Annotated in this window: 23 protein-coding genes; 12 read left to right on the top strand and 11 right to left on the bottom strand. The window is 71.9% G+C overall.

The window, feature by feature from the left end; all coding sequences use genetic code 11:
* Positions 1-26: 26 nt before the first annotated feature.
* The 4 genes from KME78_RS44440 to aroQ are packed head-to-tail and all read left to right on the top strand — an operon-like array spanning position 27 to position 4,315.
* Complete coding sequence (locus KME78_RS44440; RefSeq protein WP_219535877.1) at positions 27-1,127, top strand: hypothetical protein; 1,101 nt, start codon at positions 27-29, stop codon at positions 1,125-1,127.
* Positions 1,124-2,551 (top strand): hypothetical protein, encoded by a 1,428-nt coding sequence (locus KME78_RS44435; RefSeq protein ID WP_219535875.1) that lies wholly within the window; start codon positions 1,124-1,126, stop codon positions 2,549-2,551. The genes KME78_RS44440 and KME78_RS44435 overlap by 4 nt, the downstream gene beginning before the upstream one ends.
* A complete protein-coding gene (locus KME78_RS44430; RefSeq protein ID WP_308127366.1) occupies positions 2,548-3,834 on the top strand; it encodes an AAA family ATPase in 1,287 nt (428 codons plus the stop codon). Before KME78_RS44435 ends, KME78_RS44430 begins: the two co-directional genes overlap by 4 nt.
* Before the next feature lie 13 nt (positions 3,835-3,847).
* A complete protein-coding gene (gene aroQ / locus KME78_RS44425; protein WP_372455077.1) occupies positions 3,848-4,315 on the top strand; it encodes a type II 3-dehydroquinate dehydratase in 468 nt (155 codons plus the stop codon).
* Here the strand turns inward: aroQ and KME78_RS44420 are convergent, their stop codons facing one another.
* Positions 4,316-5,218 carry a ThuA domain-containing protein gene (locus KME78_RS44420; protein WP_219535871.1) on the bottom strand — a complete coding sequence of 301 codons (903 nt, stop codon included), beginning with the start codon at positions 5,216-5,218 and terminating at the stop codon, positions 4,316-4,318.
* A gap of 159 nt (positions 5,219-5,377) precedes the next feature.
* On the opposite strand from KME78_RS44420, the gene KME78_RS44415 reads away from it, so the two are divergent.
* A complete protein-coding gene (locus tag KME78_RS44415) occupies positions 5,378-7,495 on the top strand; it encodes an outer membrane protein assembly factor BamB family protein (protein ID WP_219535869.1) in 2,118 nt (705 codons plus the stop codon).
* Here KME78_RS44415 and KME78_RS44410 read toward each other — a convergent pair.
* From KME78_RS44410 to KME78_RS67555, 3 genes are read right to left on the bottom strand one after another with little or no spacing between them, the layout of a single operon-like run.
* Positions 7,492-8,232 carry a citryl-CoA lyase gene (locus KME78_RS44410; RefSeq protein ID WP_219535867.1) on the bottom strand — a complete coding sequence of 247 codons (741 nt, stop codon included), beginning with the start codon at positions 8,230-8,232 and terminating at the stop codon, positions 7,492-7,494. The two genes, KME78_RS44415 and KME78_RS44410, sit on opposite strands and share 4 nt — an antisense overlap.
* Entirely contained in the window at positions 8,225-9,379 is a 1,155-nt protein-coding gene (locus KME78_RS44405; RefSeq protein WP_219535865.1) for a CaiB/BaiF CoA transferase family protein, read from the bottom strand. The genes KME78_RS44410 and KME78_RS44405 overlap by 8 nt, the downstream gene beginning before the upstream one ends.
* Positions 9,380-9,392: 13 nt before the next feature.
* Complete coding sequence (locus KME78_RS67555) at positions 9,393-10,166, bottom strand: IclR family transcriptional regulator (RefSeq protein WP_219535863.1); 774 nt, start codon at positions 10,164-10,166, stop codon at positions 9,393-9,395.
* Positions 10,167-10,351: 185 nt separating this feature from the next.
* On the opposite strand from KME78_RS67555, the gene KME78_RS44395 reads away from it, so the two are divergent.
* The 6 genes from KME78_RS44395 (at position 10,352) to KME78_RS44370 (ending at position 18,140) form a co-directional block, all read left to right on the top strand.
* Positions 10,352-11,800, top strand: coding sequence for an aldehyde dehydrogenase family protein (locus tag KME78_RS44395; RefSeq protein WP_219535861.1), 1,449 nt, complete (start codon positions 10,352-10,354; stop codon positions 11,798-11,800).
* The gene (locus KME78_RS44390; RefSeq protein ID WP_219535859.1) at positions 11,797-13,527 is read left to right on the top strand and encodes a thiamine pyrophosphate-binding protein; all 1,731 of its coding nucleotides are present in this window, start codon (positions 11,797-11,799) and stop codon (positions 13,525-13,527) included. The genes KME78_RS44395 and KME78_RS44390 overlap by 4 nt, the downstream gene beginning before the upstream one ends.
* A 114-nt stretch (positions 13,528-13,641) precedes the next feature.
* Positions 13,642-14,784, top strand: a complete 1,143-nt coding sequence (locus KME78_RS44385) for an ABC transporter substrate-binding protein (RefSeq protein ID WP_219535857.1) — start codon at positions 13,642-13,644, stop codon at positions 14,782-14,784.
* 7 nt (positions 14,785-14,791) lie between these two features.
* Complete coding sequence (locus KME78_RS44380; RefSeq protein ID WP_219535855.1) at positions 14,792-15,661, top strand: branched-chain amino acid ABC transporter permease; 870 nt, start codon at positions 14,792-14,794, stop codon at positions 15,659-15,661.
* Positions 15,658-17,442, top strand: a complete 1,785-nt coding sequence (locus tag KME78_RS44375; protein ID WP_219535853.1) for a branched-chain amino acid ABC transporter ATP-binding protein/permease — start codon at positions 15,658-15,660, stop codon at positions 17,440-17,442. The genes KME78_RS44380 and KME78_RS44375 overlap by 4 nt, the downstream gene beginning before the upstream one ends.
* Positions 17,439-18,140 carry an ABC transporter ATP-binding protein gene (locus KME78_RS44370; protein ID WP_219535851.1) on the top strand — a complete coding sequence of 234 codons (702 nt, stop codon included), beginning with the start codon at positions 17,439-17,441 and terminating at the stop codon, positions 18,138-18,140. The genes KME78_RS44375 and KME78_RS44370 overlap by 4 nt, the downstream gene beginning before the upstream one ends.
* Positions 18,141-18,143: 3 nt before the next feature.
* Here the strand turns inward: KME78_RS44370 and KME78_RS44365 are convergent, their stop codons facing one another.
* The 6 genes from KME78_RS44365 to KME78_RS44340 all read right to left on the bottom strand — a co-directional run bounded on the left by KME78_RS44365 (position 18,144) and on the right by KME78_RS44340 (position 24,892).
* A complete protein-coding gene (locus tag KME78_RS44365; protein ID WP_219535849.1) occupies positions 18,144-18,977 on the bottom strand; it encodes an N-acyl homoserine lactonase family protein in 834 nt (277 codons plus the stop codon).
* Between the two features lie 31 nt (positions 18,978-19,008).
* On the bottom strand, positions 19,009-20,346 hold the full coding sequence (locus KME78_RS44360) for an MFS transporter (protein WP_219535847.1): 1,338 nt from the start codon (positions 20,344-20,346) through the stop codon (positions 19,009-19,011).
* Between the two features lie 117 nt (positions 20,347-20,463).
* A complete protein-coding gene (locus KME78_RS44355) occupies positions 20,464-21,129 on the bottom strand; it encodes a TetR/AcrR family transcriptional regulator (protein WP_219535845.1) in 666 nt (221 codons plus the stop codon).
* A 12-nt stretch (positions 21,130-21,141) separates the two neighbouring features.
* The gene (locus KME78_RS44350) at positions 21,142-22,956 is read right to left on the bottom strand and encodes a bifunctional sugar phosphate isomerase/epimerase/4-hydroxyphenylpyruvate dioxygenase family protein (RefSeq protein WP_219535843.1); all 1,815 of its coding nucleotides are present in this window, start codon (positions 22,954-22,956) and stop codon (positions 21,142-21,144) included.
* 17 nt (positions 22,957-22,973) lie between these two features.
* Positions 22,974-23,828, bottom strand: coding sequence for a shikimate dehydrogenase (locus tag KME78_RS44345; RefSeq protein WP_219535841.1), 855 nt, complete (start codon positions 23,826-23,828; stop codon positions 22,974-22,976).
* A gap of 92 nt (positions 23,829-23,920) precedes the next feature.
* Entirely contained in the window at positions 23,921-24,892 is a 972-nt protein-coding gene (locus KME78_RS44340) for a GNAT family N-acetyltransferase (protein ID WP_219535840.1), read from the bottom strand.
* Positions 24,893-24,960: 68 nt separating this feature from the next.
* Between KME78_RS44340 and KME78_RS65230 the strand changes: the two genes are divergently transcribed.
* Entirely contained in the window at positions 24,961-25,281 is a 321-nt protein-coding gene (locus KME78_RS65230; RefSeq protein WP_219535838.1) for an STAS domain-containing protein, read from the top strand.
* Here KME78_RS65230 and KME78_RS44330 read toward each other — a convergent pair.
* Positions 25,262-26,836, bottom strand: a complete 1,575-nt coding sequence (locus KME78_RS44330) for an MDR family MFS transporter (protein ID WP_308127365.1) — start codon at positions 26,834-26,836, stop codon at positions 25,262-25,264. The genes KME78_RS65230 and KME78_RS44330 overlap by 20 nt on opposite strands.
* Between the last annotated feature and the right edge of the window lie 12 nt (positions 26,837-26,848).

The following is a 26,848-nucleotide window of genomic DNA, read 5'->3' as shown; positions in this document are numbered from 1 at the left end:
CGCCACAGTAATACGGGAGGCGGCCGATGAACCGGCTTGACGCGCTGCGAGGCACGACGCCACCGAAGCCGCACGACGCCCGCGCCATCGCCGCGCTCGCGGCGAACCCCGGCTGTTCGCGCAGAGCGCTCATGGACGGCGCCGGGATCGACAAGGACGCCGCGGCCCGGCACCTGGGTTTCCCCGCGCCGTTCGGCCAGTCGCCGTTCGCGATCACCCGCGGGAACATGTTCGAGGCGCTGGTGAAGGCCGACGGCTGCGCCGAGCTGCTGCGCATGCTGCGCGAGCAGCTCGGGCTGCCGATCGCCGAGGTGGCCTACCACGACGTGGAGAACGTCGGCGCGCACCTGCGCCACGCCCACACCAGGGCGCTGTTCGACCGGGCGGTGTCCGAGGGGCAGGACGCGGGGACGGTCTACGACCATCCGCTTCTCAGCCTGGAGATCGCCGGGCACGCCGCCTACCTGGAGCCGGACGTGGTGGCCTTCCAGCTCGGCGGGCGGTTCCACATCGTGGAGATCAAGTCGTTCGCGGTGATCGACGGGCAGGCGGACCCGGCCGCGGTGGCCGCCGCGGCCCGGCAGGCGGCGGTGTACGTGCTGGCGCTGCGCCGGCTGCTCGACGAGCTGGGGCACGACCCGCTGCGGGTCTCGCACGAGGTGGTGCTGGTCTGCCCGGAGAACTTCGCCAACCGGCCGGTCGCGTCGCTGGTGGACGTGCGCCCGCAGCTCGCCGTGCTGGAACGCCAGCTCGACCGGATGACGGGCCTCGACCGGCTGCTCGACGTGCTGCCCGAGGACGTCACGTTCGACCTGCTGCCGGGCGAGGACGGGCTGCCGACCCGGTCCGCCGCCGAGCTGGCCGACGCGCTGCGCGGGACCGACGCCCGGTACGCGCCCGACTGCCTGTCGACGTGTGACCTGTGCTTCTTCTGCCGCGACGAGGCCCGGCAGGAGGGCGCCTCCGACCTGCTGGGCCGCCACGTACGCGATGAGCTGGGCGGCGTCGCCTCCGTCGGCGAGGCGCTCGGGCTGGCCGACGGCACCCGCGACCCGGCGCCGGGCCAGGAGGAGATCGCCCGGCTGCTGCGCAACGCCGAACGCCTGCGCAGAGAGTGCCTGACGTGAGCCTGCTCACCTCGCTCGCCCGGCTGCGGGCCCTCGACGAGGGCATCGCGCAGCCCATCGCGACCGTCCGGCACTGCCACCTGTCGGCGCGGCCGATGGTGTTCATCCCGCTCAAGCTCTCCGGCGAGGCCGCCGCGCCGCTGGCCGCCATGCTCGGCACCGACCGCGCCGAGCCCCGGCTGCTGGTGGTGACCCAGCCGCGTAACCGCGATCTGCGCTTCGCCTGGACCGCCGAGCTGGCCGGGCTGCTGCTGCCGTACATCCAGAGTTTTCTGCGCGAGACGGAGACGGTGGAGCGGAAGAACGCCGATCCGTACGAGCGAGCGCTCGACGCGCCGCAGCTGATCGTGCCGAACCAGGCGGGCGTGGCGTTCACCCGGCTGCTCGGCAGGTCCACCCGGTTCCGCCGGGCCGACGGGCCCTACCCGGTGCCCACGGGGGTGCCGCTGCTCGGCAGGTGGCTGACCTGGTTCGCCGAGCGCGCCGGATATCCGGGGTCGTCGCTGACGATCGCGGCGAGCGAGGAGCTGGGCCGGCACTGGGCGAGCGGGCAGAGCGGCCTGGAGGACGCGAACCTGGCCGCGCTGCTCGGCTGGATCACCGACGGGCCGAGCGACGACGCGGAGGATCCGCTGATCTGGCCGCCGGCCGGACCCGTCACCGATCCGGGGTTCGACGCCGAGGTGCTGGCGCCGGCGATCGAGAAGGGCTCGGCCGAACGCGTCACCGAGGCCCTGCGTACCCAGCTCGAACCCACCTGGCGGCTCATGTGGCAGGCGATCGACCTGCTCGGCGGCCTGCCCGAGGGGGCCAGCGTGGCGCAGCGGTGGGAACAGGACCGCTCCTCCTTCAGCGGCCTGGCCGCGCAGATCGAGGATGGCTCGCCGCCGCAGGCCAGGCACGACGGCGCGATCGCCGCCGCCGCGCGGCTGGCCCGCATGGAACGCGCCCAGGCCGCCTACGAGGTGCAGCGCGCCTATGACGACCCGCTGGTCATGGCCGAGTACCGGCTGACCGGCGAGGCGTTCGCCGGCGAGGTCATGGAGACCGAGCCGGAGAACTTCGAGGGCGAGGGCCGCTCGCGCAAGCTGCGCCCGCTCGTGGTGGTCAAGACCGACGATCCCGTACGCCTGCCGCCCGGCGCCGCGCTCGGCACCCCGCAGCGGCGCGGCCAGGGCGCCCAGCTGGTGGAGGCGAACGACGGCCTGGTCACCCTGAAGATCACCAAGGGCATGGGCCGCGGCAAGACGCCCACTCCCGGCGCCGTGCCCGAGGTGGGCGAGCGGGTCTGCTACACCTCGCTCACCGACGACTTCCAGGGCGCGCCGAGCCTGCCCGACGCGGAGGCGACGCCGTGGACGCACGGCGGCCCGCCGCAGGAATACCGCCCCACCGACGAGGACGCCCGGGAGGAGTGGTCGTGACCGCGGACGAGGCCAGTCCGGAGCAGGTCATCAGGAACGTGCTCGCCGACCTGCCGAGGAACCGCGGCGTGGTGGTCGACTCGCCGCCGGGGGCGGGCAAGTCCACGCTCGTCGTCCGGGCCGCCGCCCACCTGGCCGAGACCGGCGAGCCGCTGATGATCGTCGCCCAGACCAACGAGCAGGTCGACGACCTGGTGGCGCGGATCTCGGAGCGGCATCCGCACCTGACGGTGGGGCGGCTGTCGGCGAGCGGCTACGTGCCGCCGCTGCGCCTGCTGGAGCTGCCCGGCGTCACGGTCGGCACGAGGATCCAGGATCTCGGCGACCCCGACATCATGATCGCCACGTCGGACAAGTGGGCGTGGATCTCCGGCCGCACGTGGCCGTGGGCGATCGTGGACGAGGCGTACCAGATGCGCTCGGACAAACTGCTGCGCATCGCCGGGCTGTTCGAGCGGGCGCTGTTCGTGGGCGATCCGGGCCAGCTCGACCCGTTCTCGATCGTGGACGGCGACCGCTGGTCCGGCCTGTCGTGGGACCCGCTGCAGAGCGCGGTCTCGGTGCTGCTGCGGCACAATCCCGACCTGCCGGTGCACCGGCTGCCGGTGTCGTGGCGGCTGCCCGCCTCGGCCGCGCCGGTGGTGTCGCGGGCGTTCTACCCGTTCACCGGGTTCCGGTCGGGCACCGGGGCCGGCGAGCGGCGGCTGGAGCTGGCCACCGGCGGCATGGGCACCGTGCACGACCGGGCGCTGGAGGAGGCGGCCCGCTCCGGCTGGGCGCTGCTGGAGCTGCCCAACCGTCACACGGTGCGCACCGACGGGGAGGCCGTGCAGGCGGTGGCGCTGCTGGCCGAGCGGCTGCTGCAGCGCGGCGCGGTGGCGGGCTCGGAGCAGGGCGAGCGGCCGGTGACCGCCGACCGGATCGCGGTCGGCGCGGCGCACCGCGACCAGGTGGCCGCGATCAGGAACGCGGGACTGCCGCCGGACATCACCGTCGACACCGCCAACCGGCTGCAGGGCCGCGAGTACGACGTGACGATCGTGCTGCACCCGCTGTCGGGCCGCCGGGACGCCACCGCGTTCCATCTGGAGTCGGGGCGGCTGTGCGTGCTGGCCTCGCGGCACCGGCACGCGTGCGTGGTGGTGGCCAGGGCGGGCATCGCCGAGCTGCTCGACGCCCATCCGTCGGCGGAGCCGGTACGGCTGGGCGTGCCGGTGAAGTTCCCCGACGGCTGGGAGGCCAACCAGTCGGTCCTGGAGCACCTGGCCCGCCACCGGGTGTAGCGACGACCACGAAGTGAGGCATGTGTTGACATCCGTCTACGTTCTCAACGGCCCGAACCTCAACCTGCTCGGCACCCGCAAGCCGGAGGTGTACGGCACCACGACGCTGGCCGACGTCGAGGAGCTGTGCCGCGAGGAGGCCGCCGGGCTCGACCTCGACCTCCGGTTCCGGCAGTCCAACCACGAGGGGCAGCTGATCGACTGGATCCATGAGGCCGGGGCCGAGGTCAAGGCCGGGCGGTGCGTGGGCGCGGTGTTCAATCCCGGCGCCTACACGCACACGTCCGTCGCCCTGCACGACGCCATCGAGGGCGTGGAGCTGCCGGTGATCGAGCTGCACATCTCCAACGTGCACGCGCGCGAGCCGTTCCGGCACCACTCCTACATCTCGCCGGTCGCGCGGAGCATCGTGGTCGGGTTCGGCGTGTACGGCTACGTGCTGGCGCTGCGCGGCCTGCACCACGCCGCCACCCAGAAGTGATCACCGGCAGAAGGGCGCCATGCCCATCGCCGATCTGACGCCGCCGGTCAGGTGGCCGAGGAAGCGCTGGTCGCCGGTCCACGCCTGCACCTCGTGGCCGAGCGTGGTGACCCACGACCGGCCGCCGTCGTAGTACTGGCACCAGGAGACCGGGTGGTCCCTGCCGTGCCCGGGATGGCCGAGGTTGCCGCGGGTGCCCTTGAGCATGGTGCTCTCGTCGACCTGGGCCAGGACGCGGACGCGGGTGGGGGCCGGGACGAGGTTGTACCACTCGTCGCTGAACGTCCAGGTCGGCGGCAAGCCCTGGGTCGAGGCGTCGCGCCGGTCGACCGTGCGTACGGTGGCGGGCTGATCGGGGCCGTGGTCGTAGAAGTTGGACTCGCCGAGCAGCCCTTCGTACCAGGGCCAGTTGTACTCGGTGCCGAAGGCGTTGTGCACGCCGACGAAGCCGCCGCCCGCCCTGACGTACTGGCGCAGCGCGGTCTGGGCGGCGTCGTCGAGCGCGTCCCTGGTCGTGCTGAGGAACATCACCGCGTTGTACTTCAGCAGGCTCTGCGCTGAGGCGAGCTGGGTGACGTCCTCGGTGTAGTCGACCGCGAAGCCGTTGTCCTGGCCCAGCTTGAGCACCGCCTTGACGGCCACGTTGTCGTCGTTGAGCGGCGGGTTGAGACCCGGCCCGAGCACGGTGCCGAGGTGGGCGTGGCGGGGGCCGGCCGTGCGCGTGTAGACCAGCAGGCGGTAGCCCTTGGCCGGGTCGAAGTTGCCCCAGTCGTGGTAGCAGCGGGCGTCGGTGCCCCGGCACACCCCGCCGGCGGGGGCGGGGTCGGGATCGTGGGAGGTGGCTGAAGCGGGTAAGCCGACCGCCAGCAGCAGGGCGGCGGTCACGAGCGTCGAGGGTCTCACGGGCACCTCCGGAGTCCACCAGGTGGATCGATCGTTCCACAGCGTAGCCAGCGCCCCGAGGCCCGGCAAGGTCTTGTCTTCACCGCCGCACCGGCTTATTGTGCGTCCGTTAAGCGGATCTATAGGTCCATCTAGTGGACCACAGAAGGCGTGGTGCCAGTGGAACGACGCAACTTCCTCCTCGGCGCGGCCGCGGCACTGGCCGTGCCCGCTCGTACGGACGCTCCCGCTCCCGTCCCGGAACAGCAGTCCCCCGCCCTGGGCAGCACGGGCACGGACTTCCCCAAGGTCTGCGGCAACCTCGGCAACCACAACCACTCGCCGCTCAAGAAGATCACCGCGCGCAACCTGGACCGCCTCGGCGCCGCCTGGCACGTCAACCTGGAGGGCGGCAGCACCGCCGCGCCCCAGCAGAGCACCTGCGTCGTGGAGAACGGCATCCTGTACGTCCAGACCACCCAGCAGAACGTCTTCGCCGTGGACGGCAGGACCGGGGCGCTGAAGTGGAAGACGAACCTCGGCACCAAGCAGACGAACATGCGCGGGGTCGCCCTCGGCGAGGGCCTGGTCTTCTCCACCTCCGGCGCCAACATCGTCTACGCCCTAGCCAAGGAGAGCGGCCAGGTGGTGTGGCAGCGGCAGCTCATCACCGAGGACGAGGGCGGCGGCGACACCGGCGGCTGCGATCCCCAGAACGGGCAGTGCGGCGGCCTGACCGGCACCCTGGCCGGCGCGGTCGTCTACTGGGACGGGCTGATCTACGTCGGCATGCAGGGCAGCACCGGCGGCGCCCGGGGCCGCGCCTACGCCCTGAAGGCGGCCACCGGCGAGGCGGCGTGGACGTTCTGGGCGTGTCCGGGCGAGGGCCAGTTCGGCAACGACACCTGGGAGGGCGAGTCCTGGAAGACCGGCGGCGCGGTGCCGTGGATCCACCCCGCGATCGACCCGGACCTCGGGCTGGTCTACTGGACGTTCGGCGGCTCCTACCCCCGGCTGGACGGTTCGAGCCGGGGTGGCGACAACCTGTTCGCCAACTCGATCGTGGCCATCGACGCCAAGACCGGCAAGCGCAAGTGGCACTTCCAGTCGGTGCACCACGACATCTGGGACCTGGACAACGTCATGGCGCCCGTGCTCGTGGACGTACGGATCGGCCGCGACAAGCGCAAGGTCGTGGTCTACGGCAGCAAGGCCGGCATGTTCTACGTCCTCGACCGGGCGACGGGTGAGCCGGTCCACGGCGTGACGGAGCGGCCCGTGCCCCAGGACTTACGCCAGAAGACCGCGCCGACGCAGCCGTTCCCGGGCGGTGAGCCGTTCATCACCCAGGCGCCGGAGTTCGGCAAGGCGACCAGGCCGGTGCCGTTCTACGCCTGGGGCGGCCTCTACACGCCGCACTGGGACCGGGCGACCATCATCTTCCCCGGCGCGGGCGGCGGCGCCGACTGGGCGCACCTGTCGTTCAACCCGCACACGGGCTGGATCTACGTCGGTTACGGGCTGATCAACTCCGGCTTCTCCAACAGCCGCGACGGCCGGGTCAACACCTCGCGCCCGCTGGGCGAGTACTTCGCGGGGGGAATCGCGGCCGTCGATCCCCGTACCAACAAGCCGGTGTGGACCCTCGACCGGGAGTGGTCGCTCGCGCACGGCAACGGCATCCTCACCACGGGCGGGCGGGTGATGTTCCAGGGCGGCCCCGACGGGGTGCTGCACGCGATGGACGACACCGACGGGAAGATCCTGTGGAGCTTCCAGTGCGGCGCCGGGGTGCACACCAGCCCGATCAGCTACGAGATCGCCGGCGAGCAGTACATCGCGGTCCTGGCGGGCGGGAACGGGCTGCCGTACCCGGACATCCCACGCGGCGACCACCTGTGGGCGTTCAAGCTCGGCGGCAAGGTGGCACCCGCGGCGGCGCCCGTCCCGCCCAAGAAGCGCAACGACATCAGGACCGCCGCCGTCGCCGGCACGACGGTCACGCTGGGCCGCGTCTGGGACGCGGCGAACCAGCGGCCCGGCCCGGCCGAGAACACCGTCGCCCAGAACGCCATGTCGCCGCAGCACCTGCGGGTGCCCAAGGGGACGGCCGTCACGTTCACCAACCCGGCGGACAACGCCTTCGCGCACGCCGCCGTCTCCTTCTTCGAGTACGAGTTCGACAGCGGCGTGCTGATGCCGGGGCAGTCGTTCACCCACACCTTCGCCACGCCCGGCGAGTACTTCTACAACGACGCGATCTTCCCGCAGAACACCGGGAAGATCGTCGTCTATTAGCCGAGGTAGGTCGGCCGGATCGAGGGGGGCAGCGGGCCCTTGTTGCGCCGCCCCTGCCCCGCCTCCTCCCAGGCGTGCGCGAGGATGCCGACGCTGCGGCCGAGCACGAACAGCCCCCTGGCCAGCGGCGCGGGGAAGCCCAGCTCGGCGTAGACGACGGCGGTCGCGCCGTCGATGTTCATCGGGACCGGGCTGATCAGCTCCTCCACCTCCTTCGCCACCCGCAGGTGCTCGCCCGCGACGACCCCGTCCGCCACCGCCCGCTCCACCAGGCCGAGCAGCGGGTCCCGGCGCGGGTCGCGGGTGTGGAAGCGGTGCCCGAAGCCGGGCAGGTACTTGTCGCGGGCCCGTCGGCGGGCCACCGTGGCCGCGGTGTCGCCGCAGGCCCGCGCCTCCTCCAGCAGCGCCACGCACTGCTCCCCCGCGCCGCCGTGGACGTCGCCCAGCAGGTTGACGCCGGTGGCGACGGCGTTGTTCAGCCCGACGCCGCAGGTGATCGCCATCCGCGCGACGGCGATGGACGGCGCGTGCGGGCCGTGGTCGACCGAGGAGACCAGCGCGGCCTCCAGCAGCGCCGCCCGCCGCGGGTCGGGCAGGTCGCCGCGGAGCATGAGCCAGATCATCTGCGCGAACCCCACCTGGCCGATCAGCTCCTGGACCGGCCGGCCGCGCAGCTCGATGACGTCCGGCTCGATCCTGGAGACGGCGGTGCCCCACCAGTCGGCCGCCTCACTCATGCGCGTACTCCTCGTTGTGGGCGCCCAGCAGCGGCGGGGCGGCCGGGGGGCGCAGCGGTTCGTCGTCCACGAGCACGCCGTTGCCGGTGACGGTCAGGCGGCGGTCACTCCCGTCGGGAAAGCTCAGGTCGGTGAGGAAGCCGCGATGCCGCACCTGGTCGAGCGCCAGGGCCTGCGGGACGGTCAGGACGCGGGCGGCGGGCACGCCGTGACCCGACAGCAGCTCCTCCCACTCCCGCGCGGTCCTGGCCCGCAGCGCGTCGTTGAGCTCGGCGTTCAGCGCCTTGCGGTGGAGTTTGCGCGCCTCGGGCACGGCGAATCGCGGATCGGCCACCAGGCCGGGGCGGCCGATCAGCCGGCAGAGCGTCTCGAACTGCGTCTGCTGGTTGGCGGCGATGTTGAGCGGCCCGTCGGCGGTCTCGAACGTGCCCGACGGCGCCGCGGTGGCGTTCTGGTCGCCCATCGGCTCCGGCTCGACACCGCTGACCAGGTAGTTGGACACGGTCCAGCCCATGGCGGAGATCGACGCCTCCAGCATGGACAGATCCAGGAAGCTGCCCCGCCCGGTGCGGTGCCGGCCGGCGAGCGAGGCGCAGATCGCCATGGCGGCCATCAGCCCGCCGACCGTGTCGCAGACCGGGAAGCCGACGCGCATCGGCACCGTGTCGGGGGTGCCGGTGACGCTCATCATGCCCGACAACCCCTGGATGATCTGGTCGTAGGCGGGCGCCCCGCTCATCGGGCCGCTCTGCCCGAAGCCGGAGATCGCGCAGTAGATCAGCCGCGGGTTGAGCTCACGCAGCCGGTCACGGTCGTAGCCGAGCCTGGCCAGCACCCCGGCCCGGAAGTTCTCCAGCAGGACGTCGGCGCCGGTGACCATCGCCTCGAACGCCACCCGCCCCGCCGGGCTCTTCAGGTCGAGCTCCACCGACTTCTTGCCGGCGTTCTGGGCCAGGAAGGAGGCGCCGAGCCGGTCCCGGTTGAGCTCGTCGTCAGGGCCGAGGCGCCTGGCCAGGTCCCCGCTGCCGGGCAGCTCGACCTTGACCACCTCGGCGCCGAACAGCATCAGCTGGTAGCTGCAGTAGGGTCCGGCGAGCACGCTGGTCAGATCGACGACCTTGACACCGTCCAGTGGCAACTGCTGCATTCACGATCTCCCTTTAGGTCAGGGGATGGTCGAACCCGCGCTCCGACATGCGCCCCGCCACCTCGCCCAGGTCCGCGACGAACTCCGCCACCCGCTCGTCCGTGAAGCGCACGGTCGGGCCGCTGAGCGTGAGCGCCGCCACGATCGCCGTGGAGCCGCCGGTCACGGGCACCGCGACGGCGGACAGACCGGGCTCGCGCTCGCCGTGGCTGACCGCGTGACCGTCGGCCGCCGCCTGGGCGACCCACTGCCGCAGCGTCTCCAGGTGCGCCTCGCCGTGCGGAGAGGAGCGGGCGATCCGCGTCAGGAGCCGCACCGGCGCGTCCCTGAGCAGGACCTTCGAGGAGGCGCCCGCCCACATCGGCAGCTCGTCGCCGACCCGCACCACGTGGCGCAGCGGCTGCGGGCTCTCCTGCTGGGCGATGCAGACGCGGTGGACGTCCCTGGCGACGTAGAGGTTGACGGTCTCGCGCTGCCGGGCGGCCAGGTCGCGCATGAGCTTGACGGTCTCCGGCGGCAGCTCCCACGCGCTGCGGGCCAGGTGCGCCCAGCGCCACAGGGCGGGCCCCGCGGTGTAGCCCTTGGGCGCGGCCCACAGCAGGCCCATGTGCTCCAGGGTCTGCAGCAGGCGCAGCGCCGTCGTCTTCGCCAGGCCGGTCTCGTCGACGACCTCGCGGATCGTCAGGATCCGCCGGTCCTCGCCGAGCAGGGACAGGATGTCGAACGCTCGCTGGACGCTGCGCACGCCACCGGACTCGCCGGATTCTGCCGGGAAGTTCGCAGGCACGGGTCCTCACTTGTCGGTCGAAGGTGAACTCCTGCTCACCCTCTCATGCGGTCCGTACGCTAACACTCGGTCCATTATACGGTCCAGACGTTCCACTACGCGGTTCCTCTTGCGCGGACGGGAATGTCCTCATACTTTGGGCAAGTCCACAGTGCGGTTCTGATGCACCACCTAGTGGAGTCGAGATGGATGCGATCTACCAAGCGGGCTGCCTGGTCGCCGGGACGTGGCTGACCGACGGCCCGGCGACGGAGCGAACCGGCCCCTACCTGCGGCGGACGGTCAGCCGGGCCCGCACGGCGACGCCGGACGACATCACCCGGGCCCTGGACCACGCCGGGCGGGCGGCCGGGGCGGTGGCGCGGTTAGCCCCCGCGACCAGGGCCGCGATCCTCGAACGCGGCGCGGCCGAGGTCACCGCCCGCGGCGAGGAGCTGGCCCGGCTGCTGGCCGTCGAGCTCGGCAAGCCGCTGAAGGACGGGCGCGGAGAGGTGCTGCGGGTGGCCGACACGCTGTCGGTGTCGGCGGCCGAGGCCAGGGCGCTGGGCGGCGAGGTGCTGCCGGTGGCGGGCTGGGCCCGCGGCGTGGGCAACACCGCGCTGACCTGCCGCGCCCCCGCCGGTCCCGTGCTGGCGATCACCCCGTTCAACGCCCCGGCCAACCTGCTGGCGCACAAGCTCGGCGCCTCCTTCGCCGCGGGCAACACCACGATCGTCAAGCCGCCCCCGCAGGCGCCCGCGGTCTCGACGGAGCTGGTGCGGATCCTGCTCGACGCCGGGATGCCGGTCGAGGCCGTACAGGTGCTGCACGGCGGTGCCGACGTGGGCGCGCGGCTGTGCGCGGCGCCCGAGATCGCCGTGGTCAGCTTCACCGGCGGCGTGACGGCGGGCGCCGCCGTCGCCCGCGCCGCCGGGCCCAAGCGGGTGCTGCTGGAGCTGGGCGGCAACGCCGCCACGATCGTGTGCGAGGACGCCGACGTGGCCGAGGCGGCGCGGGTCTGCGCGCGCACCGGCTACAGCAACTCGGGGCAGAGCTGCATCTCCGTGCAGCGGGTCTATGTCCAGCGCGGCAGGTTCGAGGAGTTCGTGGCCGCCCTGACCGCCGAGGTGAAGGCCCTGGTCGTGGGTGACCCGCTGGACCCGGCGACGGACGTCGGCTCGATGGTGGACGACGACGCCGCCGCGCGGGTGGCCGCCTGGGCCGGCGAGGCGGCCGGCCAGGGCGCCGTGATCACGACCGGCGGCGGCCGGTCGGGGGCGGTGATGGAGCCGACCGTGGTCGCCGCGCCGCCCGCCGACGCCCGGCTGGTGCGCGAGGAGGTGTTCGGCGCGCTGGTGGCCGTGCTCCCCTACGACGAGTTCGGGCAGGTCATCGAGGCGTGCAACGCCAGCAGGTACGGCCTGCAGGCCGGTCTGTTCACCCATGATGTACGGCGGATCGTCCGGGCCTGGCGGGAACTGGAGGTCGGCGGGCTGGTGGTCAACGGCTCGTCGAACTTCCGCCTCGACCACGTCCCGTTCGGCGGCGTCAAGGACTCCGGCATCGGCCGCGAGTCGCCGCGCTGGATGATCGAGGACTTCACCGTGACCAAGACCCTCCTGCTGCGGGGCCTGACCATCTGGGGAGAAGAATGACCACCGCTGCCACCGCCACCGCCGCGCACGCGCTCGTCGCGCAGTTGGAGGACCTCGGCGTCACGCACGTCTTCGGCACCTGCGGCCACACCAACATCGCCGTGCTGGACGCGCTCGCCGACAGCCGGATCCGGTTCGTCATCGCCCGGCACGAGCAGGCCGCCGCGCACGCCGCCGACGGCTACGCCCGCGTGTCGGGCGAACCGGGCGTGCTGCTCGTCCACGTCGGGCCCGGCCTGACCAACGCCACCACCGGGGTGCTGACCGCGGCGCTCGACTCGGTGCCGCTGGTGGTGATCTCCGGCGACGTCCCCTCCTACTACCACGGGCGGCATCCGCACCAGGAGATCAACCTGCACGCCGACGCCGACCAGGCGGCCGTCTTCCGGCCGTTCGTCAAGCGGGCGTGGAACGTGCACCGCGCCCAGGACCTCGGCCGGGCCGTGGAGCGTGCCTTCTGGACGGCGACGACGGGACGGCCGGGGGCGGTGCTGGTCAACGTGCCCATGGACGTCTTCTCGCGGGCCGCCGGGCCGTACCCGCCCCTCAGCCGCGCCGAGCGGCCCGGCCTGCCGGCGGAGGTCGCCGAGCGGATCGCCGCCGCGCTCGCCGTGGCCGAGCGGCCGCTGATCTACGCGGGCGGCGGGCTGCGCGACGACGCCGAGGCGCTGCTGCGCCTGGCCGAGCACCTCGACATCCCGATCGCCCACTCGCTGATGGCCAAGGGGACCGTGCCCGACGCGCACCCCCTGGTCCTCGGCATGACCGGGTTCTGGGGGCTGGAGCTCACCAACGACTACGCCCGCGACGCCGACGTGGTGCTGGCGCTGGGCACCCGCTTCGCCGAGACCGACTCCAGCTCCTGGGATCCCCGCTTCACCTGGACGCTCGGCGAGCGCGGCCGGCTGCTCCAGATCGACCTCGACCCGGCCGAGATCGGCCGCAACTACCCGGCGGAGATCGGCGCGGTCGCCGACGCCGCCCTGGCCATCAGGGCGATCGCCGCGGCAGCCGGCGCGCATCCCGCGGCGAGCCGTCCCGCGCTGCGAGAACGGATCCGCGCGGCCAGGTCGGAGCTGTTCGGCGCGAGCAGGGAACGCGGGCGCGCCGGCGACTTCCCGCTGCGGCCCGAGCGCATCCTGGCCGACCTGCGCGACTCGGTGCCCCCGGACACGATCCTCGTCACCGACGTCGGCTGGAACAAGAACGGCGTGGCGCAGTGCTACGAGCTGCCGCCCGAGGGCCGGTTCATCACCCCCGGCGGCGCCTCCACCATGGGCTTCGGCCCCGCCGCGGCCGTCGGCGCGCAGCTCGCCGAGCCGGGCAGGACCGTGGTCGCGCTGATCGGCGACGGCGGCATGAGCGCCCAGCTCCCGGCCGTGCCGCTGGCGGTGGAGTCGGGCGCGCCGGTGATCTTCGTGGTGATGAACAACCGGTCCCACGGCACGATCTCCGACCTGCAGTCCGCGCACTTCGGCCGCAGCCACGGCTGCGACTTCACCGACCCCTCCGGGCGGCCCTACAGCCCGGACTTCGCCGCGCTCGCGCGGGCGTGCGGGGCCGACGGGCACAGCGTCAGCGCGCCCGAGGACCTCCGTACGGCCCTGCGCAAGGCGGTGGCCGACCGGCGGACCGCGGTGATCGACGTGCCCATGGTCAACGAACCCGTCCCCACCCCCGGTCACTGGAACATCAAGGACATCTACCAGGGCGTCTTCCCCGCCTGAAACCGTTGCACGTTCGGTATTTCCTCCGGTTACCCATGGCCGTATAACTAACGTACTAGTTCGTGCATTACGCGGCCGTATCCCGAAAAATCCCCCCAAACGAGGTGAACCGTGTTGTCCGCGAGATTCCCCGTCGCCGCCGTGTCGCTCCTCATCACGCTGGCCGCCTGCTCGGCGCCCGGACAGCAGTCCGGCACGAAGGCCGATGCCACAGGACCCATCAAGGTCGCCAACATCAACGCGCAGAGCGGCCAGCTCAGCTCGCTCGGCAAGTGGGAGAGCAAGGGCGTCAAGCTGGCCGTCGACGAGGCCAACAAGGCCGGTGGCGTCGGCGGGCGGCAGATCCAGCTCGACCTGTTCGACGACCAGGGCGACCCCACGGTCGGCACGAACCTCGCCAGGAAGATCGCCGGTGGCGGCTACGTCGCCATGCTCGGCACCGCCGAGAGCGCCGTCACCCTGGCCATGGCGCCGATACTCAAGGACGCCGCGATCCCGAACATCACCTCGGGACAGTCGCCCAAGCTCGCCGCGCTCAAGAGCCCGTTCCTGTTCCTGAACGCGCCGACCAGCGTGACCTACGACGAGACGCTGGCCAAGTACCTGGTCGACGACAAGGGCCACAAGAAGATCGCGCTGATCAGCAACAACGGCACGTACGGCGCGGGCGAGCACGACGCCTTCCTGGCCGCGCTCAAGACCAGGAACGTCACCCCCGTCGCCGACGAGGCCGTCACCCCCGACCAGAAGGACTTCAGCGCCTCCCTCACCGCGATCCGGCAGAAGGACCCCGACGTGCTGTTCATCGGCGCCGAGGAGGTCGAGTCAGGGCTGATCGCCAAGCAGGCCCGCGAGCTGGGGCTGAAGGCGGTCCTGGCGGGCGGCGCGCCGATGGGCACCGACGTGTACGTCACCACCGCCGGCGCGGACAACGCCGAGGGCTCGGTCATCAGCTCGCCGTACCTCAGCAACGACACGAGCGAGGCGAGCAAGACCTTCGCGGCCGCCTACCAGGCCGCGTTCGGCGAGCCCGCCGAGCTGCACGGCGCCAAGGCCTACGACGGCGCCAAGATCCTTATCGAGGCGCTCAAGCAGACCAAGGGCACCGGCGGCCGGCCGCTCGCCGACGCGATCCGCGCGGTCAAGCGTGACGGCCTGCTCGGCGACTTCGCCTACGACGACTCCGGCGTGGGCATCCACGCCACCCAGATCGGCCTCATCAAGGCCGGGAAGATCGTCGCCGAGTCGGCCGGCTAGGAGCACCGTGCAGGTCTTTCTGCAGACCCTCATCGGCGGCGTCACGTTCGGCGCGGTGTACGCGCTGGTCGCCATGGGCTTCTCGATCGTCTACCGCACCATGGGCCTGGTGAACTTCGCCCACGGCAACGTGGTGATGATCGGCGCCTACGCCGCCTCCAACCTCTACATGTTCGCCAAGCTGCCCTTCCCCGTCGCGGTCGCGGTGGCGATCGCGGTGACCGGGCTGATCGGCCTGGTCATCGAGCGGGTGCTGCGCCCGCTGGAGAACAAGGACTTCGACCTGATGCTGATCGGCACGATCGGCTTCGGCACCGTGCTGGAGGCCGGGGCGATCCGGGTGTTCGGCGCGACCGGCCACGCCGTGCCGTCGCCGGTGGCGACCGCGCCGCTGGACGTCGCCGGGATCAAGATCCCGACCTACAGCCTGGTGGTCATCGGCGTCGCGGCCGCGGCCACCGTGCTGCTGGGGATGTTCCTGCAGCGCACCAAGCGGGGCGCGGCCATGCAGGCGGTCGCGATGGACCACGAGGCGGCCACCGCCGTCGGCATCCACGTCGGCCGCAGCAACGCCATGGCCTTCGCCATCGGCGCGGGCCTGGCGGCGCTGGCCGGCGGGCTGATCGGGCCGATGCTCTACGTCAGCCCCACGATGGGCGGCTCGCTGGGCATCAAGGGCTTCGCCGCCGCGATCTTCGGCGGCTTCGGCAGCATGCGGGGCGCGATCGCCGGCGGCATGGCGTTCGGGCTGCTCGACTCGTTCGCGGCCGGCCATTTCCAGGAGTACTCCGAGCTGGTGACGTTCCTGGTCTTCGCCGCCATCGTGATGGTCCGCCCCACCGGCATCTTCGGAGAGACGACGGTGAACCGAGCGTGAAACGGCTGATCCCCCTCATCGCCGCCGCCGTGGCGGCCTGGCTGCTGCCGTACGGGCTGGGCGGCTACGCGATCCACGTCGTCGACGTGGCGATCATCTTCGCGGTCCTCGGCATCGGCCTCGGGCTGGCCATGGGCGTGGCCGGGCAGATCAACCTGGCGCAGATCGCCTTCTTCGGCGTCGGCGCCTACGCCGTCGCCATCCTCACCACCCGCGCCGGGCTCGGCTTCTGGACCGCCGCCGCGCTGGCCCTGCTGGCCGCCGTCCTCGTCGGGCTGCTGGTGGGGCTGCCCGCGCTGCGGATGCAGTCGCACTACCTGGGCATCGTCACGCTCGGGCTGGCGCTGGCCTTCGTCAACTGGATCACCAACGCGACCGTCGCCGGGCGGGCCGAGGGCATCAGCGACATCCCGGTGCCGCCGCTGTTCGGGGTGGACCTGTCCAGCGAGTACCTCTTCTACTACGTCGAGCTGGTGGCGTTCGCGCTCGCGCTGGCGTTCGCGCTGTTCCTCACCCACGCGCCGCTCGGCCGCCGGCTGCGCGCCATGCGCGACGACGACCTGGCCGCGGGCGCGCTCGGCGCGGAGATCCCGCTGCTACGCATGACCGCCTTCGTGCTGTCCGGCCTGTACGGCGGCATCGCCGGAGTCCTGTACGCCGGGCTCATCCGTTTCGTGGCGCCGGAGACGTTCAGCATCGCCAACATGTTCCTGCTGCTGGCCATGGTGATCATCGGCGGCAGGCGGAGCATCCTCGGCTGCGTCGTCGGGGCGGTGGCGCTGTCGCTGGTCAGGGAGGCGCTGCTGGACGTGTCGGCCTACGCCCAGCTCGGCTACGGGACCGTGGTCGTCCTCGTGGTGGTCTTCGCCCCCACCGGTCTGGCCGGGCTGCCCGCCCGGCTCCGACGCCGCCGGGCCGCCGGGGCCAGAGCCGCCTTGGGGCCCTTCCGGCCGTACGAGCGGGCGGACGCGGGCGCGGACGGCGACCTGCTGGAGATCGACGGGGTGACCATGCGGTTCAAGGGGCTGACCGCGCTCGACCAGGTGTCGCTCACGATCACGGCCGGTGAGATCCGCGGCGTGGTGGGGCCCAACGGGTCGGGCAAGACGACCCTGTTCAACGTCGTGAGCGGCTTCTACACGCCGACGTCGGGCCGGATCCTGTTCCGGGGGCGGGAGGTCACCGGCGCGGCTCCGTACCGGCTGTCGCTGCTGGGGGTGGCCCGCACGTTCCAGAACCTGCGGCTGTTCGGCGACCTGACCGTCCGGGAGAACCTCCTGGTCGGCCTGGACCGCACGCGGACGCGCTGGGTCTGGCGCTATGTCGCGCTGCCCTGGAGCGTGCTCGGGTTCGAGCGTGCGCTGCGGGAGCGGGCCGGGGAACTGATCGACCGGTTCGGGCTGCGGGACTTCGCCGACGCCGCGCCGCGCGCGCTGCCGTACGGGATCCAGCGGCGCATCGAGATGGCCCGCGCGATGGCGATGGCGCCCGCGCTGCTGCTGCTCGACGAGCCGGCGGCCGGGCTCAACGGCGAGGAGGTGCGGCAGCTCGCCGAGATCGTCCGGTCGATCAGGGACTCCGGCGTGACGGTCGTGGTGATCGAGCACAACATGGGCCTGGTCATGTCGCTGTGCGACCGGGTCACCGTGCTGTCCGGCGGGAAGGTCATCGCCGACGGCGCCCCCGCGGACGTCGCCGTCCAGCCCGACGTGGTCGCCGCGTATCTGGGCGACTCGATGGCCGCCCCGTCCGAATCCGCCGTCGAGGAGGCCACCCGATGAGCACGCTGATCGTCGAGGGACTGTCGGTGCACTACGGCGGGGTACGGGCCGCCCACGACGTGAGCTTCACGGTGGAGCCAGGCCAGTCGCTGGGCATCATCGGCGCCAACGGGGCGGGCAAGACCTCCACCCTCAAGGCCGTCATGGGCCTGGCGCCCCGGCAGGCCAGGCGCATCGGCTTCGGCGAGCACGACCTGCTCCGCGCGCCCGCGCACACCCTGGTCCGCCGCGGCATCGGCTACGTCCCCGAAGGACGGCACGTCTTCCCGGGGCTGTCCGTGGAGAAGAACCTGCTGCTGGGCGCCTACACCGGAAACTGGAAGCGGACGCCGATCGGCGAGGTCTACGACCTGTTCCCAGTGCTCGGCGAGATGCGGCACCGCCTGGCCGGGGCGCTGTCCGGGGGGCAGCAGCAGATGCTGGCCATCGGCCGGGCGCTCATGTGCCGCCCCCGGGTGATGCTGCTCGACGAACCGTCGATGGGGCTGTCACCGATCCTGGTCGAGGAGATCGTGACCGCGCTGAAACGGCTGAACGGCGACGGGCTGAGCATCGTCCTGGTCGAGCAGAACGCCAAGCTCACCTTCGACGTCACCGCCACCTGCCTGGTCATGGAGAACGGGGAGATCGCGGCCACCGGCACCTCGGCAGCCTTGCGGGTCGATCCCCAGGTCCGGCGCATCTACCTCGGCCTGTGAGTGCTACCCGGCGATCACGACCACCCGGCCGCTCAGGGCCTCGTTGAGCGGCGGGAAGCGGGTGAGCACCTCGGGATCGTGACCCGCCACCACCAGGTGCGGCCCGTCGGCGAGCTCGTTGATCCGGTCGAAGGCGCCGTACATGCCGGTCATGCTGTGCAGGATCGGGAACGGCCGGTCGGCCTCGATGTTCTCGTAGAAGTGGCTCGCGTCCGAGGCGATCACCACGTGGCCGCGCGCGGTCCGGATCCGCACCACCTGCGTGCCGGCCGTGTGGCCGCCGACCAGGTGCACGCTCAGGCCCGGGACCAGCTCGGCGTCGCCGTCGAGCAGGTCCATCCTGCCGTCCTTCTCCGCGGCCCGCAGGTGCGCCACGTCGTCCTCGTCCATCAGCCAGCGTTCCCTGGCGACGCGCCGGGCCCAGGGGCCGGTCCAGTAGTCGAGCTCGGCCCGCTGCAGGACGTATCGGGCGCTGCCGAACTCACGGGCCGTGCCGGTGTGGTCGTAGTGCAGGTGGGTGAGCACCACGTGATCGACCGCGTCGGCGGGCACGCCCAGCTCGGCCATCGTCTCGGCGGGCGAGGCCAGGTAGTCGAGGCCGTCGATCTTCGCGGCGCGGGCGCGGCTGATGCCGGTGTCGACGACGACGGTGTGCCGGTCGGAGACGGCCAGCCAGGTGTAGTAGGCCGTCGGGTGCGGCTCGCCCGCCCGCCCGTCGTGGCCGAGGAAGTGCTCGCCGCGCAGGGCGTCGCGCCGCGCGTACCGGAGGGCGTAGACGCGGAACTCACCGCCCGCGGACGCACCCGGACCGCCGCGCGCGCCCTGCCCGCCGCTCATGCCTGCCCGTCAATCACGCCATGCCCGCCCTTCACGCCCTGCTCGCCGTCGCCGCCTGCGCGGGGGTGGCGGTCTTGGCGCCGAGCTGTTCGGTGGGGATCCGGTACGTCTCCCGCGCGGTGGCCACCGCGGCCACGTTGATCAGGCACACCACGGCCGTGAGCACCGAGACCCCCAGCCAGCTGCCCCGGCCCGTGCCGGCCACCGCCGTGGCGACCGTGGGCGCGAACCCGGCGATGGCGAAGCCGATCTGCGTGCCGATCGCCATCCCGGACAGCCGCACCCGGGTGCTGAACATCTCCCCGTAGAACGACGGCCAGACCCCGCTGGTCGCGCTGTGCACGACACCGAACATCAGGATCCCCACCACGAAGATCAGCGGATAGCCACCGGCCGAGATCGCCCAGAGGTAGGCGAAGATCAGCACCGCGCACCCCAGCGAGCCGCCGATGAACACCGGCTTGCGCCCCACCCGGTCCGACAGTGCCCCCCACAGCGGGATCGTGATCACCGCCGCGACATTGGCCAGCACGCCGACCCACAGCATCGGCGCCCGCTCCAGCCCCACCGTGTTGACCGCGTACGACAGCGCGTGCACGGTGAAGATCGTGCTCACCGACGCGATGACCGCGGCCACGATCACCCGCAGCACGTCCGTCCCGTGCTCGCGGAACAGCACGGCCAGCGGCATCTTGGCGACCCCGTTCTCGGCGACCTCCCGCTCGAAGGCGGGCGTCTCCTCCAGCGTGCGCCGGATCACGAACCCCACCGCCGCCACCACGATGCTCAGCCAGAACGGCACCCGCCAGCCCCAGCTCAGCAGCTGGTCCTCGGGCAGCGCGGCGATCGGCAGGAAGATCGCGGTCGCGATGATCTGCCCGGCCTGGGTGCCGTTGAGGGTGAAGCTGGTGTAGTAGGCGCGGCGGCCGGCCGGAGCGTGTTCGAGCGTCATGGAGTTGGCGCCCGCCTGCTCCCCCGAGACCGAGAAGCCCTGCATCAGGCGGAGCACCACCAGCAGCACCGGAGCCAGCACCCCGACCTGGTCGTAGGTGGGCAGGCAGCCGACCAGGAACGTCGACAGGCCCATCAGCACCAGCGTGGAGACCAGCACCTTCTTGCGCCCGAACTTGTCCCCGATGTGGCCGAGCACGAACGCGCCGACGGGCCTGGCCAGGTAGCCGACGCCGAACGTGGCCAGGGCCAGCAGCGTTCCGGTGCCCGGAGCGGACGTGGGAAAGAAAATTTTGCCGAAGACCAGGGCGGCGGCGGTGCCATAGATGAAGAAGTCGTAGTACTCCAGGGCGCTGCCGATCCAAGCGGCGATCGCGGCCTTGCGCGGTTTGCCCTGCGGGGTGGGTGCGTCGGTCACGGGGGCTCCTCCCGGGTGAGATAGAGCCGAAACTAACTCACTGGTTCGTACATTACAAGGGTGTGAACGACCCTTCTCCAGCGCGGCCGTGATCGTGTGCGCCGGTCCGCCCGCAGGTCAGGCGGGCGCACCCGCACCGCGCAGGTAGGCGACGGTCAGCTCGCCGACCATCGCGCGCAGCCGGGCACGGTGCTCGGGCGCGGTCATGTCGCGGCCGAACAGCGCCCCGAACGTGTGCTGGTTGGCGACCCTGAAGAAGCAGAACGCGCTGATCATCATGTGCACGTCGATGGCGTCGGCCTCGGTGACGAAGTCGCCGGACTCCTGCCCCGCGTCGAGGATGCGGGAGATGAGGTCGAGGACGGGCGTGCCCAGGTTGGCCAGCAGCTCGGACTTGCGGATGTGCTCGGCCTCGTGGATGTTCTCGATGCCGACCAGCTTGATGAAGTCGCGGTGCGCGTCGTGGTGGTCGAAGGTCAGCTCCGCCAGCGTGCGGATGGCCTCCACCGGCGCCAGGTGCGCCACGTCGACGGTCCGCTCGGCGGCCCGCACCTCGGTGTAGGCCTTCTCCAGAACGGCGATGTAGAGCTGCTCCTTGCCGCCGAAATAGTAGTAGATCATGCGCTTGGTGGTGCGCGTCCGCTCGGCGATCTCGTCCACCCTGGCCCCGGCGTATCCGTGCCGCGCGAACTCCCGCTGCGCCACCTGGAGGATCTCCGCCTTGGTCCGGTCGGCGTCACGCTGACGTTCGCCACCGGCGCGGGCGAGTGGCTGCGAGGTCATGGGGCTCCACGGTCAGGCCGACGGGGTCACCGCCATCCTAGATGACCGTTGTGCTCCCCAGGCGTGCTGTGCGGCCAGGCGGACGGGTGCGTTGGCGGCGCCGTAGCCCTGGTAGCCGCCGGCGCGCTGGACGATCTCGAAGAACACCCGCCCGGCCGTGATCGTGTACAGGTGGAGGAACTCGCCGTGCTCGTCCCTGTCGTACAGCAGGCCGAGCTCTCGCAGCTCGGGTGGCACGTCGTACCGGGCGGCCAGGTCGTCGTAGTAGTTGGCGGGGACGGGCAGCAGCAGGCCGGGGTGCGCGGCGCGTAGCCGGCGGGCGGTGGTCACGATGTCGTCGCAGGCCAGGGCGATGTGCTGCCAGGGGATGTGCTGGGCGCCGACCTGGTTGATGTTGAGCACCATCCGCAGGGCGCCGTCCTCGCTGGACATCGCCTTGCTGCGCAGCAGGCCGTAGGGGTCGGGGACCTCCAGGCTCTCCTGGGGGCGCAGGCCGAGGACGCCGCGGTAGAACAGCGCGGCCTCGTCGAAGTGGTGCCTCGGCTGGGTGAGCGCCACGTGGTCGATGTGCGTGATGCCCCCGGCGGGCGGTGCGCCCTCCGGGCGGGGCCTGAAGTCGTCGGTCCAGCTCGAATGGTCAGGGTGTTCGGTGCGGCAGAAGAAGAGCTCGGTCCCGTCCGGTGCGGCGATCGCGTCCAGCCTGGCCTCGCGCGGGGCCCGGTGGCGGGGCAGCACCGGCGACAGCAGCGACTCGGCGCGCTTCACCGAACCGGCCGGGTCGGGGCTCTCCAGCCCGAGCGCGGCCAGCGCGGGTTCGTCGCCGGTGGCGTTGAGCAGGATCCGGGCCTGCCCCTGCTCCCACAGTTCGACCGGCTTTCCGGTGTGCGTCCCGGTGCGGACGAACCCGAGAGCGGCCAGCAGCTCAGCGGTCGGGTCGGCGGCGGGGACGGACAGCTCGGCGAACGCGAAGCCGGACGGGATGACCGGGGGCGGGATCGGCGGCGTCGTGCCGCGCCGCCGGGCCGCGGCCTCCTCCAGCGCGATGAGCGACCGCATGGCGTCCAGGGACGTACGGCCGGCGTCGGCCTGCCGGAAGCCGTCGTTGAACACCTCCAGCGACAGCGGCCCGGTGTACCCGGTCTCCAGCACGTGCGTCACCAGCCCCGCCAGGTCGAAGGTCCCCTGGCCGGGGAAGCAGCGGTAGTGCCTGCTCCACTGCAGCACGTCCATGGCCAGCAGCGGCGCGTCGGCCAGCTGGAGGAAGAACACCTTCTCGCCCGGGATCGCCTCGATGCCGATCGGATCGGAGCCGCGCGACAGGATGTGGAAGCTGTCGAGGCAGGTGCCGAGGTTCGGGTGGTCGGCCATGCGGACGATCCGCCAGGCGTGCAGGTACTCGTTGACGTGCCTGCCCCAGGCCAGCGCCTCGTAGGCGATCCTGATGCCGTGCCCGGCCGCGCGTTCGGCGAGCAGGCGCAGTTGCTCGGCGGCCAGTTCGTCGTCGTCGATCGCGTCGGGTGACACGCTGGAGCAGACCAGCAGCAGGGTGGCGCCGAGGCGTTCCATCACCTCGAACTTGCGCTCGGCCCGGCGCAGGTTGCCGGCCAGCACGTCGCCCGGCACCGCCTCGAAGTCGCGGAAGGGCTGGTAGAGGTCGATGCCGAGGCCGAGGTCCCGGGCGCGGGCGCGTACCTCCTCCGGGCTCAGCGGGGAGACGAGAAGGTCGTTCTCGAAGATCTCCACACCGTCGAAGCCCGCGGCGGAGATGGCGGTCAGCTTCTCCGCCAGCGTCCCGCTGACCGAGACGGTGGCGATGGACTTACGCATGGTGCGCGACCTCCCGGTCAGGCGTCGATCAGGTCGGTGAGGTGGGTGAGCATCCGTTCGGCGTCGGGCTCGCGGCCCGTGAACAGGCGGAAGGCATGCGCGGCCTGGAAGACCACCATGCCGCCGCCGTGCATGGTGCGGCAGCCGAGCGCCCGGGCCCGGCGCAGCAGTTCGGTCTCCAGGGGCCGGTAGACGATGTCGGCCACCCACAGCTGCGGGCGCAGCAGCTCCGCGGGGAGCGGCAGCCCGGGGTGCTGCGCCATCCCGGTGGGGGTCGCGTGCACCAGCCCGTCCGCCGTGGCGAGCAGCCCGCCCAGCTCGCGCTGGGCCGCGGCGCGGATCCGGTCCGGCCCGAACCGGCCGGCCAGGTCGGCGGCGAGCGAGGCCGCGCGGTCCTCGGCGGCGTCGACCAGCACGACCTGGTCGGCGCCGAGGGTCAGCAGGGCGTGCGCCACCGCCGCCCCCGCCCCGCCCGCGCCGAGCTGCACCACCTGCCGGGTGGGCGCGTCGGGCAGCCCTCGGGCGAACGACTCCGCGAACCCGGTCCAGTCGGTGTTGTGCCCCACGGCCCGCCGCCCCTCGAACACGACGGTGTTGACCGCGCCGAGCATCGCCGCGTCCGGGGACAGCTCGTCCAGGAAGGGGATCACGGTCTGCTTGCACGGGTGGGTGATGTTGAGGCCGTCGAACCCGAGCCGCCGCGCCGTACGGACCAGCTCCCCCGCGGCGTCGGCGCCCAGCCCCAGCTCGCCGATGTCGAGCAGCCGGTAGACGTAACGCACGCCGTGCGCGTCCGCCTCGCGCTCGTGCAGCGCGGGGCTGAACGACGGGCCGATCCCGGCGCCGATCAGGCCGATCAGATAGGAGCTCATCCGCTCTCACTCTCCTCCGGTGTCCCTCAAATGTACGAACTAGTACGTTCGTACGCTAGACCGGAAGGAGTACCACCCGTGAGAGCGGGCGTTCAGGAAGCCTGACCGGGCCGGATCAGGCGGCGCCAGACGTCGATCACCAGGACCGGCCGCATGCCCGCCGACAGGTAGAGGTCGAGCGCGGGCGTGGTGTTGTTGGAGTCGACGTGCAGCAGGGTCGCCCGCCGCCCACGCGCCGCGTCGGCGGCGAAGGCGTGCTGGAGCAGGAAGCGGCCCAGCCCCTTGCCCCGATGCTCGGGCAGGACGGCCAGCGTGGCGACATAGCCGCAGTCCTCGTCCGGCACGAACTGGTTGTTGCCGACCACCAGCGCCGCCGGCCGCCCGTCGATCCTGGCGACCGCGAGCTGGCTCCAGTCGGTGACGCTCTGCGCCTGCCTGCGCTCGAGCCAGTGCTCGTAGTCGACCTTGACGAAGCCGAAGTGGTCGGCGAACGCCTCCTGCTGGACCTGGTGCGCCTGCCTGCGGACGGCGTCCGTCTCCCCGCTGTGGAGGGTGAGCCCCGGAATCGGGGCGGGCGGCTCGACCGGGCCTTCGTGGTCGATCCGCATGCGGTGGAAGCTGGTGCCGGGGGTGAAGCCGTATGCCTTGGCGAGCTCCTGCTTGCCGGTGTCGGCCCGGTAGATGCCGATGTCGACCGTGGCGGCGTCGTGGCCTCGGGCCAGCGCCAGCTCCCCGGCGCGGTCGAGCACGAGGCGCCACAGCTCGCCCTCGAGCCCCTCGAGCCCCTCGACGCCTGGACGCACCAGGACCTCTATGTCGATCATGTCGCTGTCGCCCTTGGCGCAGGCCCAGGCCCAGCCGACGAGCGTGCCGCCGACGTCGTGGACGAGCCAGCCGTCCGCGTCGAGGTCGAAGCCCGGCTCCGCCAGCTCGTCGGCGATGTCGTCGACCGTCGCGTCGGGAACGCCGATGACGGCGAGGTCGCAGGCCGCGACGAGCTCATGGATGGCGGGGGCGTCTTCGGCCCGTGGACGGCTGAACCTGTGCGCGGCGGACGGCTTCATGGCAGCGATTTTCCCGAATCCGGACGCCCCGCGCCTCCTGTTTTCGGCGTGGTGGATAAGCTGAGGCGGTGCTCGACAAGACGCCGTTGCGCATCGACGTCGCCACACCGGACGAGACGACGATCCGGCTGGCACTCAGCGGCGACCTCGATTTCGACACCGCCGCCGATCTGACGGGGCTGACGTTGGATGCCGGCTACCACCGGCTCGACGTGGATCTGTCGGGGCTGGCCTTCATCGACTCCTCCGGCCTGGCCGCTCTCGTACGGCTCCAGCGGCAGGTCGAGGGCGCCGACGCCGTGCTGCGCGTGGTGGCGTTGACGCCCTATCTGCGTAATCTGATGCGGATGACCGGGCTCGACAAGCTGTTCAGCCTGCCGCCGGGCTGACCGCCTCCTCCTGCGCGGCGGCCCCGGCCGACGGGCCACCGCGCAGCGGGATCTCCTTGATGAAGACCGCCAGCACCGGCACGACCACGGCGAACACGATCGCCCACCAGAAGACGCCGGAGATCGACACGGCGAGCGACTCCAGCAGGCCGGTGCGCATCTGCGGCGGCAGCTGGCCGAGCGCCGCCGGATCCAGCCGGCCGCCGCCCTTGGCGATCCGGTCCGCCGCCTGCGCGCCGAACCTGCCGGTCAGCTCCGAGGAGAAGTGGTTGTTGAAGACGGCGCCGAACAGCGAGACGCCGAACGAGCCGCCGATCGACCGGAAGAACGTGGCGGCGCTGCTGGAGACGCCGAGGTCCTTCTGCTCGACGCTGTTCTGCGCGATCAGCATCGTGGTCTGCATGAGGAAGCCCATGCCGAGGCCGAGGACGGCGATGTAGATCCCCGTCTCCCAGCTGGGTGTGGCGGCGTCCATGGTCGACAGCAGCCACATGGCCACGGCCATGCCGACGCCGCCGATCACCGGGTAGATCTTGTACTTGCCCGTGGCGGTGATGGCCCGGCCGACGAACAGCGAGACGACCATGGCCGTGGCCATCATCGGCAGCAGCAGCAGGCCCGAGTTGGTGGCCGAGGCGCCCTGGACGGTCTGCTGGAACAGCGGCAGGAAGTTGATGGCGCCGAACATGGCGAAGCCGAGCAGGAAGCCGACGCCCGAGATCAGGGCGAAGTTGCGGTTGCGGAACAACTGGAGCGGCATGATCGGCTCGGCCGCCCGGACTTCCACGAAGACGAACACGGCCAGCGAGACCACGGCGGTCGCGGCCAGGGCGAGGATCTGCCAGGAGCCCCAGTCGTACTGGTTGCCGCCCCAGGTCGTGATGAGGACCATCGCGGTGATGCTGATCGACAGCAGGATCGCGCCCAGCCAGTCGATCCGCACCCGGTTGTGCAGCTTGGGCAGCTTCAGCTTCAGGGCCAGCCAGGTCAGCGCGATGGCGCCGATCGGGAGGTTCACGTAGAAGGCCCAGCGCCAGTCGAGGTTGTCGGTGATGAAACCGCCCACCAGCGGGCCCGCGATCATGGCCAGCGACATGACGCCCGCCATGATGCCCTGGTACTGGCCGCGCTCGCGGGGCGGCACCAGGTCGCCGATGATGGCCATCACGTTGACGATCAGGCCGCCCGCGCCCAGTCCCTGCAGCGCGCGGAACCCGATCAGCTCGGCCATGCCGCCGTCGGTGCCGCCGAGCAAGGAGGAGCCCGCCATGCCGCAGAGCGCGGAACCGATCATGAAGACTACGATCGAGATCATGAAGATGGTCTTGCGGCCGTACAGGTCGCCGATCTTGCCCCAGATGGGGGTGGAGACGGTCGTCCCCAGAACATAAGCTGTCACGACCCAGGACAAATGGGTCAGGCCCCCGAGCTCGCCGACGATGCGCGGCATCGCCGTGCCCACGATCATGTTGTCGAGCATGGCCAGGACCATCGCGAGCATCAGCCCGGGCAGGACGACCATCACCTCACGCCGTCGTCCGACTGCCTCCGCCACCGCGCACCCCCT

Source organism: Nonomuraea guangzhouensis, from assembly GCF_019396345.1.
Taxonomy (GTDB): domain Bacteria; phylum Actinomycetota; class Actinomycetes; order Streptosporangiales; family Streptosporangiaceae; genus Nonomuraea; species Nonomuraea guangzhouensis.
Note: the sequence above shows the minus strand (reverse complement) of the source record. Positions and strands in the feature narration are given on the sequence as shown.